Origin of the sequence: Microseira sp. BLCC-F43, from assembly GCF_041929235.1 — a bacterium.
Lineage (GTDB): Bacteria > Cyanobacteriota > Cyanobacteriia > Cyanobacteriales > Aerosakkonemataceae > Microseira.
This window is the reverse complement of the sequence record NZ_JBHFNP010000272.1, coordinates 28,153-41,076: the sequence shown is the minus strand read 5'-3', so window position 1 is coordinate 41,076 and position 12,924 is coordinate 28,153. Positions and strand designations below refer to the sequence as shown.

13 protein-coding genes are annotated in these 12,924 nt (G+C 44.7%); 4 read left to right on the top strand and 9 right to left on the bottom strand.

The window, feature by feature from the left end:
• Positions 1-161 precede the first annotated feature (161 nt).
• Positions 162-251 carry a hypothetical protein gene (locus tag ACE1CM_RS35810; RefSeq protein WP_374883683.1) on the top strand — a complete coding sequence of 30 codons (90 nt, stop codon included), beginning with the start codon at positions 162-164 and terminating at the stop codon, positions 249-251.
• Positions 252-379: 128 nt separating this feature from the next.
• On the opposite strand, the gene ACE1CM_RS35805 is transcribed toward ACE1CM_RS35810, so the two are convergent.
• The 5 genes from ACE1CM_RS35805 to ACE1CM_RS35785 form a co-directional block, all read right to left on the bottom strand.
• The gene (locus tag ACE1CM_RS35805; RefSeq protein WP_374883679.1) at positions 380-790 is read right to left on the bottom strand and encodes a zinc ribbon domain-containing protein; all 411 of its coding nucleotides are present in this window, start codon (positions 788-790) and stop codon (positions 380-382) included.
• A 114-nt stretch (positions 791-904) separates the two neighbouring features.
• Positions 905-1,762, bottom strand: coding sequence for an RNA-guided endonuclease InsQ/TnpB family protein (locus ACE1CM_RS35800; RefSeq protein WP_374883678.1), 858 nt, complete (start codon positions 1,760-1,762; stop codon positions 905-907).
• Positions 1,763-2,104: 342 nt separating this feature from the next.
• Positions 2,105-4,534, bottom strand: a complete 2,430-nt coding sequence (locus ACE1CM_RS35795; RefSeq protein ID WP_374883676.1) for a type 2 lanthipeptide synthetase LanM family protein — start codon at positions 4,532-4,534, stop codon at positions 2,105-2,107.
• A 3-nt stretch (positions 4,535-4,537) separates the two neighbouring features.
• Positions 4,538-4,837 (bottom strand): hypothetical protein, encoded by a 300-nt coding sequence (locus ACE1CM_RS35790; protein WP_374883675.1) that lies wholly within the window; start codon positions 4,835-4,837, stop codon positions 4,538-4,540.
• Positions 4,838-5,061: 224 nt separating this feature from the next.
• The gene (locus ACE1CM_RS35785; RefSeq protein WP_374883674.1) at positions 5,062-5,193 is read right to left on the bottom strand and encodes a hypothetical protein; all 132 of its coding nucleotides are present in this window, start codon (positions 5,191-5,193) and stop codon (positions 5,062-5,064) included.
• A 67-nt stretch (positions 5,194-5,260) separates the two neighbouring features.
• On the opposite strand from ACE1CM_RS35785, the gene ACE1CM_RS35780 reads away from it, so the two are divergent.
• Positions 5,261-5,881, top strand: a complete 621-nt coding sequence (locus tag ACE1CM_RS35780) for a hypothetical protein (protein WP_374883672.1) — start codon at positions 5,261-5,263, stop codon at positions 5,879-5,881.
• A gap of 37 nt (positions 5,882-5,918) precedes the next feature.
• On the top strand, positions 5,919-6,497 hold the full coding sequence (locus tag ACE1CM_RS35775) for a Uma2 family endonuclease (RefSeq protein WP_374883682.1): 579 nt from the start codon (positions 5,919-5,921) through the stop codon (positions 6,495-6,497).
• Between the two features lie 284 nt (positions 6,498-6,781).
• Here the strand turns inward: ACE1CM_RS35775 and ACE1CM_RS35770 are convergent, their stop codons facing one another.
• From ACE1CM_RS35770 to ACE1CM_RS35760, 3 genes are all read right to left on the bottom strand, one after another.
• Entirely contained in the window at positions 6,782-7,228 is a 447-nt protein-coding gene (locus ACE1CM_RS35770) for an SRPBCC family protein (protein ID WP_374883681.1), read from the bottom strand.
• 130 nt (positions 7,229-7,358) lie between these two features.
• Positions 7,359-8,795: a 9,9'-di-cis-zeta-carotene desaturase gene (zds, locus tag ACE1CM_RS35765; RefSeq protein WP_374883671.1), complete on the bottom strand. Its 1,437-nt coding sequence runs from the start codon at positions 8,793-8,795 to the stop codon at positions 7,359-7,361.
• Between the two features lie 114 nt (positions 8,796-8,909).
• Entirely contained in the window at positions 8,910-9,965 is a 1,056-nt protein-coding gene (locus tag ACE1CM_RS35760; RefSeq protein WP_374883670.1) for a hypothetical protein, read from the bottom strand.
• A 293-nt stretch (positions 9,966-10,258) separates the two neighbouring features.
• Between ACE1CM_RS35760 and ACE1CM_RS35755 the strand changes: the two genes are divergently transcribed.
• On the top strand, positions 10,259-10,390 hold the full coding sequence (locus ACE1CM_RS35755) for a hypothetical protein (protein ID WP_374883669.1): 132 nt from the start codon (positions 10,259-10,261) through the stop codon (positions 10,388-10,390).
• Positions 10,391-10,623: 233 nt separating this feature from the next.
• On the opposite strand, the gene ACE1CM_RS35750 is transcribed toward ACE1CM_RS35755, so the two are convergent.
• Entirely contained in the window at positions 10,624-12,252 is a 1,629-nt protein-coding gene (locus ACE1CM_RS35750) for a hypothetical protein (RefSeq protein WP_374883668.1), read from the bottom strand.
• Between the last annotated feature and the right edge of the window lie 672 nt (positions 12,253-12,924).

The following is a 12,924-nucleotide window of genomic DNA, read 5'->3' as shown; positions in this document are numbered from 1 at the left end:
CGCCAACAATAAAGGGATAAGTATCAGTGAAATAATTGAACAGTTGGCACGAATGATTGACGCTGATTAAAATCAGCGAGTCGTCGTTCCTCCACGCAATAAATTGACGTGGCTCCCCGACTCCCGATTTTCTTTAGGTGGGAGAGTGAGGGGTAGTTGCTCTGTTTATTCATTGTTTACAGAACCCAAACTCACTAACGCGCTGCAATGCTTGCAATGCAGTTGCCGTGTTGACCTCTCCCCATGCCTAAAGGCAAGGGGATTCACGCTTGTTGTTCTGCCGTATTTCCTAGTTTTCCGACTATCACCAGACTGGTATGGTTCTAAATCAAACAAAGTTAATTGAACGCCAATCTGGTCGTAGGCATGGTTCCTAGCCTCAACCCGTACGGATTGATAACTGCGCTTGCGTGACTTTCCCGCCGTCCGCAGGTAGGGTCTGTTTTTTAGACTTCTGTTTTTTAGGGAAGACCAATCCCGTTCGATTTGCTACTGTTCTGCTGGCCTTAGTGTCAGCGTGCGCGGTATATCCGCATTCAGTGCAGAGAAATTTTTCACCATCACGGTTAGTTTTGTCAACCTGTCCACAAGCTGGACACTCTTGCGATGAGTGTTTAGGATTAACCAAAATAACAGGTTTACCAGCTTTAAGCGCAAGCCAAGCAATTTTATCAAACAAATCACCCCAACCGCAGTCAAGGATAACTTTATTTAAACCTGTTTTACGAGAAGCGCCATTTCTTTTGTAGCCACCATTGCCATCATGTTTAGGTTTTGCACGCTTTACCATATTTTTGATTTTAATATCTTCCCGTGCAACCGCATCAGCTTTTTTAACAGCAATGTTAGCTACTTGCCAATTATACCCATCACGTTTTTGTTCTAATTTGTGCTGAGTGCGAGATCATCTCTCAACAGCTTTTTTTCTATTTTTTGATCCTTTTACTTTTCGGCTAATACTGCGTTGACGCATTCTTAAACGCCGCGCATTTCTTTTATTATTTGTAGGTTTAATATTCTCTGCAAAGCTACCATCACTAAATGCAACTAGCTTGTTAACTCCTACATCGATACCTACTACTGATTTAACTTCTTCAAGTGGTTTTTGTTCAGGTAAAGTCCACGGTATTTCAACTAACATTGAAATAAACCAATAACCGCCTTTACGTTTAACAGTGCAAGTTCTAGTATCAATAACTTGACTAAAATCGCGACTATTGTGAAACTTTACATGACCAATACCAGGTAGATAAATAATGCCATAATTATCTTTAATCTCAATTAATTTGATACGTCCGGGTGGATATTCAAATGAATTCAAAATCCCTAGATAATTTGGAAAACCCCTACCGTGTTTGAAAAAATTATTGTACGCGGTATCAAGTTTAGCTAAATTTCTTTGCAAAACACTTGAATCTATTTGAGCAAAGTTATCTCGATCGTGACGTAGTTGTGTTGTCACCTTGGACTGAATACCTGATGCGCTATCCCACAAGACAACACTTGGCTTAATTATTTCTCCTGTTTTGGGATTTACTTTCTCTTTTGAGGTTTTTAATCCCATTGATATATCTTGTGGAATTACACCATGTTTTATCACTGGACAAGTTAGCGGACAGCAAGAACCATATTCAATCTTTGATTCAATGTCACACCAACTACCCCAAGCATAAACAACTTGTGAGTCTACATTTTGATTATTTGTGTTAGATCCAGTTTCTCTTTCTCGCAATGCATAGTTACGGTGTTTTCTCAGTGTCACCAACCACCGATTTTTTGTTTGTTTTAACTTAAAGTTACACCGAACTTGCACTTAACATCCCCTCTCTTATCGCTCTAATGCTATACTCCTAGTATAACCCCAATATCTAAAAGTGGTCAAACATAAAAGGAAAAAAAAGGTTAAGAAATCAACCAGTTTTGCCCGATGAGGTTAAAACCAGACACCATATATTTCTGACCCCAACTTCGTGGAAAAAACTACAATCTATTGCTTGGCTAAATGACATTTCCGTTAGCGAGCTAATTGAACAATGGGCACAAAAAATTGACGGGGAATAAATTCCCCTACGGGTTTCATCCCCATGCATAAATGCAGGGGCTTTCACCCTTTAATCTTGGGTAACAGAGCATAGGCAATCCCCGCCGCACCATGAGAAAATCCAGTCACAAAGTCGGCGCCAATTCTATGCCAAGCTTTCCATCCCAAGTTGTTTGTCGTTCGAGTGTTTAATAAATGCTCGCCGCAGCAGAAAGCTGTTGCCAAAATCTCGGCAGCCTTCGTTTTTTCATACAGAGCTAATAATCCCAAAATCGCCCCTGCCGATCCATTTACCACATCCAAATTTTTGTCGCTGGCAATCTGCTGGGGAGAAATTAATGATGCAGCCAGTTTAGCATCTTGGAGCCAGGAGGGCTGGTGCAAAAACTCAGAAATGCGGGTAAAAGCATAGACGAGGGAAGCGATACCAGCTACGCCGCCAATGGTATATCCGTTGCGAGACAAAGTTTGAATTGGTGTGGTGGCGATCGCTTCTCGTAAGGGAGCGATCGCGCTGTTAATCAGTTCTGCATATCCAGCGCCACCAGTTACTTTTTCCAACCCTGCCAAGAAGACAACAACGCCAGCGACTCCCCCGTAAAGATCTAATCGCAGAGGCTGTAATATATATTTTTCGGCTTGCAGTTGGGGAGCGATCCAAGTGGCGCTACCGTCATGGGAGTAAATTGCTAGTTCTTGTAACTCAAGAGCGATCTCCTTGGCACAGGCAACTAGCTCGTCGGGCGAAAGTACAGCACTCTCATCTTCTTTTTCCTTCTCTACTAAATAATTGCTGTGTTTGCCAGAGACGGCACTCAGATGCAGGGTACTTTCGATTAAACGAATTTGCGCGTTTAGATCTTGTTCGTTAAAAGAATTAAGGCGATTGATTGCGTTCTCAATACTTGTATTTTCACAGAAGCCTTGCAGGACTTCCCCATCGGGCAAATCTATCGCCGTGCTATTTGCACGTATCGAAAACAAGGGGATATCCATCTGTTCTAAAGCTGCGGTTTCAAACTTGACTAAAGGCCAATGAATCGCTTTGTTGCCTGTGTCCAGAGACATGCGACTGACAACATCCATTTCGATGCTTCTATCCGCTCCATCTCTTAAATATTCCGGTTCCAGCAGCGTTTGCAAGGTCGATGTATAAAACTTGGTGTTGCGTAGAATGTAGCGCACTTTTTGCTCAGCCAAGTTTTGTAGGGGACTGTGGGGAGCGAGTAACTCATTTTTTTTATCCATCAGAAAACGATACATCTGCTGGAAACCAGCTACAACCTCGCCCACGTAATCGGTTGCTTTCAAGTAGGTACCATTGATATGAGGCACGCTCGCTTTCACGTCGATCTCCATAGGTTGATAGTCTCGCTTCATAGCATCCGAGTTGGCGTCTTGCCATACTGGTCTTTTAAAGGGCAATACCAATTTACCCGCCTCCCTCAGACCTCCAATATCGTAGGCCATCTTCCCATCAGCGCTTAGCCGCCATGTAGGCAGCAATCCCACGCGAAATACAGAATTCCACCAGATGATATCGATCGGTCTGATGTGATAGCTTTGGGAGTATTCTCGCTCTAGCTTGAAGTTGTTGTGCATCAACGCTTCCATATCTACTAGCAATGGATACTCACCGCTAGCAATGATATTTTCATAAAAACAGTCCACTCCTTGCAGGAAATACATCAAGCACAGCAGCATCCCCGCACGCTGGTAAAATCGGCGCGCAGCATCAACATTCTCACAAGGCAGGTTCTCGGCATACTCTACCCATCCGTAATCTTTCTGGTTGATAACTTTCAGGGATTTGAAGGGTAGCGTTATTCCTTGCAGATTCAACCATTCTAGAAACTCGAAATAGGCGCAGTCAATTCCTAAATTTTTGGGCTTATAAACGAGTTTATCGCCAGACTCAAACTGCAAAATTATCACCGAGCGCCTGCCGTTGTGATAGTCAGAAAGTGCAGGCTTTAACTCTACTACTCGCCCGATTTCTCGGCTATTAAAAAAATTACTCTTAATTTTTTGCCAGTCTGAAGATAACCTCTGCAAAAACTCTGCATTTGCCTCGATCCACAAATTTGTTGTTGTTGATAGCAAGCGTGCTAATACAGCATACTCTTCGAGAAATGAAAGCAGCTTGCCTTCAAACATACTAGAGACAAATTCTTCATATACTTTCGTACTTTTTTCTTCGCTTTTTTCCAAAATTAGGCGCTGTAAAGCAGATATTTTCCGCGAACGAAAGATACCAAATTCGAGATATAGCGCATTGCTTGCTATCCAAGAAAGGTCTTTGATTAAATTTAATTCTAGGCAAGATGCTGCTTCTGGTGTCAATATTTCATACACTGAACCCACTTGGGCAATTAATCTTTTTTTTGCTATTAAAACAAAGGTATACAAAATTTCTCCAAAAGGGTACTTTACTTGAAATTGCTTGCCCTCGCCTAAACTAACATCCTTTTTAATATCGGGTATAGAGTTCAATACTTATTGTAAAATCTTTGCCCATTCCGGTAATTCTTTTCTGTTTTTTAAGTAAACTCCCCCTAATAATTGCTGAATATTATCCAGCTCAATTCCATCCCAATCGCAGCGTTTTCTAAAATTATCCCAGTTTCCTTTGGCAATTATTTCACACCAATTTTCTATTCTTTTTTGGCTTTTTGTTTCACATTCTGCGTTCAATTTGGGAAGATAATTTCCGGTTAAACGCTCCCAAATTGAGCTAGATTTTTCCAGAATATATATTATATTTAATTCCAGGTTTTTCGGGTGGTTTTTTGTCACTTTTTGGGATTCCCTTAGCTCTTTAACTGTTTATCAATCGCCCTTGACGCAATCGTAGCCAATATGTTTGCCCAGTTCCGACTGTGGGTGGTTCGGGTTAATCGTAGATTTATAGAGGGCTGAGCATTGCACTATACTCAGCGATGCTTCCCTCAAAGTAAATTTTAGTGGATCGCGAGCGGCACATATAGCTGGTTGCCTGGTTCCTCCCCAGCAAAATGTTCTTATAAGAACATTTTTACTTTCCCACCTGGGTTATCTTCCCCAGCTTCGGGATCTTCCTCACCTCGTACAGCAAGGGTAAAAACGGAAGATCCTACTGGATCTGTCTCTGATTGATTTTGAGGTAACTGCATAAGTCCTCTCCACCCAGATATATATGTAAGCAGAAGGGTGATACCGACTTAGTTCTAGAGGAAGATTATGCTCTACCTAGCGACCGTTCAAAAGCAAACCAGATTCTTCAGCACTGTGAAGACGGAACTCAAACTGCTAGCTTGTAAGCGAGGGGATAACAGCTGGAGTCCCGTATCCGGGGATGAAGTCATCCCAGCACCAGAGGCGAGTAAGTTCAACGGGGGGGTATTGGTGCTAGTTGACGTGACGGCGAGTAAAAAAGCACAGAATATTCGGGAAGCAGCGCCTTCATTAGTCAAAATTTTACAAAATTTCTCTTATCTGCAAGAAAAATGGGAAGCTAAGGAAAAAGAAAGAGATTTTTGGAAAGAAGCTCTTACCCATCAATCTGCGGAACTCAATCGCCGCGAGATGGAACTGAGAGTACAACAAGAACAATTAACCAAGCAACGCCAAGAACTTGATAAAGCTCGTCTTGAACTCCAAAAACTGCAGATAGCACTTGAACAACAAAAAAAGGCCAGATCTAACCCGAATTATATGTCAGATGCCAATCACCTCACCAGCCACGCCTCTCCACAGGCCCAGAAGAAGGTTGTAAATTCTGACCCAACAAATGGTGGTGAGTCCACTCTAGTGCTAGACAAGTCTGTTGGCATTGGGATTAGGAGAACCCCCGTTCGTTAAAATTGGCACAGTACAGTTGCGAAAAGCACCCACTCCCATGACTGCTGTTACCCTTAACCTCAAACCGATCATCGAACTGACTGACGACCAATTTTATCAACTTTGTCGCTCCAATCCGGAGGTAAAATTTGAACGTAATGCTAGAGGAGAAGTTATCGTAATGTCACCTACCGGGGGAGAAACTGGATACTGGAACTCAGAACTCAACGCTGATTTCGTCATTTGGAACCGACAAACCAGACTGGGAGTTTGCTTTGATTCTTCTACTTGTTTCAAACTCCCCAATGGCAGCAATCGCTCCCCCGATGTTGCTTGGATAACAATAGAAAGATGGCATGAACTCACCGCCGAAGAAAAAGCGAAATTCCCTCCCATCGCCCCCGATTTTGTTTTAGAGTTAATGTCTCCTAATGATAGTTTGAGAGACACGCAAGCCAAAATGCAGGAATATATGGAAAACAAGGTGAGACTCGGTTGGTTAATTAACCCCAAAACCCGCCGCGTGGAAATTTATCGCCCAGGACAAACCCCAGAAGTTTTAGAATCTCCTACTGCATTATCGGGGGAAGATGTCTTACCGGGTTTGGTTTTGAATTTGCAATTTATTTGGGAATAATTTGAGATAAAATAACAAGCGAACGCACCAGTTTGTAGTAGGGCGGGTTTTACCAACCAGTCTGCGGAACTAAGAGATATGTCGTTAAACCCGTCCCTACAGTAATCACGAAATATCTCGTTATATCGATTCCGGTTGTATCTGAATCATTGGTAGGGACAAAAACTTTGCCCTGGCGATAAAACTTTCTTTAGCCTTAGTCCCTACAATCAATTTTAATCGCCCAGATGTAACGGTCAACGATATTAAACCCGCCCCGACAAACCACCTACTCAAAATAGTGCTTAAGATTGAGCGTAAGCTTTGAGCGCGTATTCTTTGAACCGTTCTAAATCTGCCTGAAGAGTCGATTCAACTACCCGCCCTAAAAATAGATTATCCATCAACTTACCAAGCCACCCAGGTATCCCGTAGGCTACTGTTAACTTAACGATGCTGCTACCTTTGCGATCGTAAAAGCGAATTGCGCCTCGGTTAGGCAAACCATCTACAGATTCCCATTGAATAATTTGGTGGGGAACTATTTTTAGAATCCGAGAAAGCCAGGTAAATTCAAGCCCTCCAGTCCCAAGTTTCCAGCGAGATAAATCTGGATTATCTTCTAGGACTTTAACCGATTCAATCCACTTCATCCAGCGGGGCATTTGTTCTAAATCTGACCAAAGATTCCACACTAACTCAATGGGAACTTCTACTTCTACCTGTACGCTGTGTTCTAGCCAATCTGTCATTTTGATAATAGGTAATGGGTAATGGGTCATAGGTAATGGGTAATGGGTAATTGCAAAATTAAATTGGTAATCGGCGCTGTAAAACTTGCCATTTACAATTACCAATTACCAATTACCAATTACCAACTACCTATTTTTTCTGTTCAAGGATTGCCTTGGCGGCGCGGCGCCCGGAAATGGTCGCACCTTCCATGCTATCGATATAATCTTGTTGCGTGTAACTACCCGCTAGGAAGAAATTGGCAATGGGTGTTTTTTGATCGGGACGATAGGGTTCCATGCCGGGGGCTTCGCGGTAGAGTGATTGAGCCAGCTTAACTACACTGTACCAGGTCATGTTGAGTTCGCGAGCAGAGGGGAATAGGTCATGAACTTGCTTGAGGACGTGTTGAGCGATCGCTTCGTTACTCTCCTTAATAAAAGGATCTCCCGGTGTCAGCACTAACTGCAACAGGGAACCTTGCCCTTCCCGATAGTAATCCCCCGGACTGGTTAAAGCCAAGTCGGCAAAACAAGAAAAGTCAGCATCGGGAGTATAAAGTAAATTATCAATTCCCGCTGCTCGCTGTAATTGTTTCCTCTCTTGAGCATTGTGCAGTTCGGTTACCCAACCGTCAAACCGCAGTTGCACCGTCGCCACGGGAACGGTATCGAGTTTATAAATATTGTCAAATTGCTGCCATTGACGCCATTCTTGAGGCAACAGGCGCTGAATTCCCGGCACATCACAAGCGCAGACATAGGCATCGGCGGTAATGGTTTCTTCCGTCTCGCCAGAGGCTACCACAATACCCGTCACTCGCGTTTGTTCCCCGTCTTTAGCATACAGGATTTCACGTAGGCGACGGCGAGTATAAATTTTTGCTCCCCTTGCTTCTATGTAATCAACGATTGGTTTGTGTAAATCCTCGTAGGGAGAGCCTTCCAGCATCCGCAACTTGGACGCCTCAGTACGGGCGGCGAACATCTGGAAAATAGTTAACATGCAACGGGCGGAGATATTTTCGCAGTCGATAAAACCGAGTGCGTAGGCGATGGGGTTCCACATGCGCTTGATGCTGCCATCGCTGCCGCCGTGACTGCGGAACCAGTCGGCAAAGCTGATCCGATCGAGTTTGCGGATAGTTTTCATCGCGCCGTCAAAGTCCAGCAAACCGCGAACGATGGGACTGGTGCCGAGAGCGATCGCATTTTGAATTTTATCTTGCAGCGATAGTTGGGACGTAGTGAAAAACGCCTTCAACCCATTAAACGGCGCACCCGTAATAAAGCGAAAATCTAACGCACCCGTCCTACCCCCAGAATTGATGAAGGTGTGGACATGTTCTTTCAGGCGCAAGTTGCCGCCAGCCCCCACTTTATGCATTAACTCTAGTAGCTGGTAGTAGTTGCCAAAAAAGACGTGCAAACCCATCTCGATGTGGTTACCCTGGGCATCTACCCAACTACCGACTTTACCCCCCACAAAAGGACGGGACTCAAAGATTTCCACTTCGCATCCGGCATCAGCTAAATCGACAGCCGCAGCCATTCCAGCCAATCCCGCTCCTACGATTGCAACACGCATTCCCTGTTCCTGCTCAATTTCTTTACATATTGTAAACAAATAAGGGTTTTTCCACGCCTAGACAGGGGCTAAACGTTTTGAGAATATTGGCAGGCTGCCCAGCCAGATATTCTGCTACAACGTTGCACCCATGGACCGCGCTGTCCGGTGCATTTCATCGTCGATACTTTCCGGGAACACCTCTGGCGAGAACATTTCCCGCAATGCTTGAAAATAAGGTACGAATAGTGACCGTTGTTCTGGTTTAACGCGGCTGCTAAATTCTTTCCCGATTAAATTGATCATTTGCCGCACTAGCTCCCAGTGTACTTTCAATGCGGGATAAAGCATCACGCACAACGGGAACAACTCTTGTTGAATTGCGGCGATGTTATTTTCCAGAACGCATACCCACAAATATACCTGGAACATTTCCACATCGCGGATGCTGGAAGTTTTAACCACTGGATGATGAAGCGAACCGCTGTGGCTCAAGTACCGGGGATATAATTCGATAACTCGCTGACAAATATTGCTCGCAATCTCAGTACTGCACGGCAATAGGGTCTGGACAGCTGACAAAGCTAGCGAGTTGTAATCATGGCTAGCTGCTGCATCATAAAGTCTTTGCAGCGGCATATATAAATGGTCGTCAATTACTTTGAAATAGGCCAACAATTGGTTTTGTTCCCACTGGCTATACACTTCAGACAGCAACATTTGTCCCGTGTAGTGGAACTGCAAGGCAACAAACCCTATTGTTCTGGGATCCGAGGAAGTATATTTATCGCGTATGCGTCCCAGGTATGCGCCGATAATTCTTGCCATATGCTGCGGTGCAATCATCTTGGCGTAGCTTTCTAAAGCTTTTTCATATATTTCAAACGCATCTTCCGATATTTGCCACGGATCGATTAATTTGGGATTTATTTGATGTCTCTGAATTTCTCTACCAATCAGGTACTCTGTTTTTTGCCAAGCTTGAAGGCTCGTATATCGCAGCGAGTACATTAACTTTTCAGCAATCTCAAACCTTTCTTTCCCGTAAGCACTTACCCAGGGTTTTTCTCCCGTCGCTGCTTCCTTGTTTTCTAAATTTTGGATATATTTTTTAGCCCAGAATTTTGCCAGGTATTGGAGCGGAGTTTGATTGATGCTTTCTTCACCCTGATTTGGATTTTGCTTCATCATTTTAAAGTTTTCTCCATTTGTCTTGTGAAGGTCTTTTCCCACCACCTATCTTAAAGGTATGTTGTCAACCGTGGTTTTGACCATGTGGATTTTGCTGACCCCTTTTGAATTTATTTTAAGTTTTTATAAACTTTACGTATTTTTTACGTAAAAATAAAAAATTGAGAACTCAAGTAGGGAAATTCCTCTGTTATTTCCCTATCCGTAATTACATCATGCCAAGCTGATTTTTGAGGCGATCCAAATCACACCTAATTAATTTCCTGAAAAGGAAGGGGGACGAATGGGGAAAGATGAGAGAAGTTGGCAAAAAAGGGGTTTTTGAAGCAGATTTCGGCAAGGGTTATGGTTTAACTCTGCAAAGCTTGTTGCGAAGTCCGGAAGTTGGTGGGGGATCGCCCGCCCGCGCGATTGCTACACCATGACCCAGATTCTACAGGACTTACACAAAGAAACCCGGTTTCTAGGAAAAATCGTTGGGAAAGGGAACCAGAGATATGCATACCCGACGCTTCGCGAACGACTCAGAAACCGGGTTTCTGGCAACGCCCTTGCGTAAGTCCTGTTCTATTGATTTCGCTCGAAATTTATTCTGCGAAATAAAAAGCGGAGCAGGGGGTCAAACCCCCGAGCCAACTTCTGCCTCTCCCCGCTAAATTCACTCAAAATCAAGGTGAACGATGCGTTGCAGCGTACCCAATCCCAACTCCTTACCCGAAAGACTTCGCGCTTCAAACAAAGCCATCATATCTGGCAGTTGGGGATTTCCCCGCGAAGCGCCTGTCAGTCCTTTAGCAATCACTAAGCCGCAGTAGCCCTTAGTTTTCTTGCACCGCTGATCCCAGCGCTTGCGCGCTTCGACGTGAATTGGTTCATCCTTGACAAACTCGCCAAACAAATGCATCTCTCCATTATTAGTTTGGATAATGCCGATATCGTAGCGAGTCTCCTCAAACGGGTCTTCCCCCGGATTAAACAAAATCCCTTTGAGTCCGCCTGACGCCTGGATTTTTTCGATCAGCATCTTAGCTTTGGGGCGGGAAGTTTGGATCAAAATCACCGGAAGTCCATCTCCCGCCGCCTGTATCTTCATATCAGCTTGGTAATTCCCCGAAGTCGTCCGCAAATATTCCACCATTTCCCAAGGCACCATGCCAATGCTGAGGAAAGAATTTTGCGGCACTAGGTCATCGCGCAGGGGTGGCATTGCTTTTCCCGTCGCGTCATCGCTGTCGGAGTCGAGTTGAACCATATCGTACAGCTCGTCTGCTACCTTTGGTAGCGTTGCCACCTTCACAGACAAAGGCGCAGTTGCTTCAGGCTGATCGGGAGAGGGAATGCGATAGCGACTGGTGATGCTGGGGAAATCTTCCCCTGCCAGTTTGCGGCGCGAGGCGCGGAAAAAGCGATTGAGAGCCAAAAGGGCTACTAAAACTACGACTGCTTCTTCTTCATAAAGCGAAGACCGCAGCCCTTCTAAAGGATGAATGTTACCAAAGCTTGGCTCGATCAGCGATATCGGTAATTCAGCTAAATCGATATCTTCATCCTCATCATCTCGATCCCCTGCTGGCTCGAAAGTTATAAACAGGCAATCTTGCCCCAAAAAGGCTTCTTCTAGGCTTTCGATCGAGTCTTCCCGGTGTATAACTGCGGCGCGAAATCGCTTGAGCGAGTCGAGGGAACGATACAGCAAAATTCCGTACTCCATCCCCGACATTCCCATGACGCAGGCATAAAGCGTGCCGATATCCCATTGATTGAGTTCAATCGATAGGATTTGATGTTCTGCTAGGTATTCCCAAGGAGCAGCTTGCCAAATTTTATACGCTTCTTCCACCAATTTTTCTGCGTACTGGGGAGGTAACTGGGGAGGGTGAGCATAAGCGCTTTCTTCAAATTCGCGAAACAGTTCGTCAATTAAAGGCAGCGACGGTGCGTAGTCAATAGAAATTCCTAACTCTTGCAGGACGCCCCGCAGGTAGAACTGAATTTCGCGATCGCGCACGACTATTTTTTGCGGTCGTCCGGGGGGCATCGGGCCGTGGGGATGTTCCATTGCCCGCAGCAAGGTACGTACAACCGCTTCCGGTCCAGTGTCTGGCGCTACCATATCCATCGCGCGCACAACACCTTGGGAACCATCTACCCATAAAATACAGTCGCCTTTGGCTTCGTCTTCCAACTCGACAGGCGCCGATAGCGGACGGCGATCGCCCTCCCACACGCTGGGAATTTGCTGTAACTGTTGTAACCGACGACGGGTAGAGCGATTGAGAGCTGTCATAGACTAAGGGAACAAATGAAAAATTGGGCTTGCGGGTCGAACGAGCAAACCTCTGATCAACACTAACCCTTAAAAGACCGCTTTGACTTGCAACCGGGCTACCAATCTAAGATGGGACATTCTGGCAAATGGGGAAGGGGTAAGGGGGAAAAGCGAAAGGGTTTGTTCATCCTTCCCGCTTTTCGCTTTTCCCTTTTCCCCAAACAAGTGTATTTTCCCGCTTTAGGCTGGTAGCCTGCAACAGTCGCTTTTCTGGTTTAGGTCATAAAATGTTTTTCCCACGTTAGTGGCTTGCCAGTAAAGTTTGACTTCTCCACGCTTTGAAAAACCTGGATGCTAAAACGTTGTTACAAGCGCGGTTTAAAACCACGTCGCTTCACTTCATTTCTCTTTGAACGATCAAATTTTGGCGCATTCAAAACGCCCTACCCGCCTCGGCTTGTTGCTAAGATGTGCGGTGAATTTGGTATCACATATCCGTGAAGATTTTACGCACCAACGGCTGTATTTCTACACTTCTTGGTGCAACTCCATATCTTCAGTTGTCATGGTTCAGTATGGCATCACGGTTGTTTTTTTTGCAGTTTTTCATCCTGTCTTACCATGACATCAGCATAACATAAGAAAGAGAAACAACAGGTTTAAACCTGCGCTTGTCGGGTTTCATCCCCT

Bases quoted from the DNA above. Each gene is read 5' to 3' on its own strand.
- ACE1CM_RS35805 (WP_374883679.1), bottom strand. From the start codon at position 790: ATGGTAAAGCGTGCAAAACCTAAACATGATGGCAATGGTGGCTACAAA.
- ACE1CM_RS35785 (WP_374883674.1), bottom strand. From the start codon at position 5,193: ATGCAGTTACCTCAAAATCAATCAGAGACAGATCCAGTAGGATCTTCC.
- ACE1CM_RS35780 (WP_374883672.1), top strand. From the start codon at position 5,261: ATGCTCTACCTAGCGACCGTTCAAAAGCAAACCAGATTCTTCAGCACT.
- ACE1CM_RS35775 (WP_374883682.1), top strand. From the start codon at position 5,919: ATGACTGCTGTTACCCTTAACCTCAAACCGATCATCGAACTGACTGAC.
- ACE1CM_RS35770 (WP_374883681.1), bottom strand. From the start codon at position 7,228: ATGACAGATTGGCTAGAACACAGCGTACAGGTAGAAGTAGAAGTTCCC.
- zds (WP_374883671.1), bottom strand. From the start codon at position 8,795: ATGCGTGTTGCAATCGTAGGAGCGGGATTGGCTGGAATGGCTGCGGCT.
- ACE1CM_RS35760 (WP_374883670.1), bottom strand. From the start codon at position 9,965: ATGATGAAGCAAAATCCAAATCAGGGTGAAGAAAGCATCAATCAAACT.
- ACE1CM_RS35755 (WP_374883669.1), top strand. From the start codon at position 10,259: ATGAGAGAAGTTGGCAAAAAAGGGGTTTTTGAAGCAGATTTCGGCAAG.
- ACE1CM_RS35750 (WP_374883668.1), bottom strand. From the start codon at position 12,252: ATGACAGCTCTCAATCGCTCTACCCGTCGTCGGTTACAACAGTTACAG.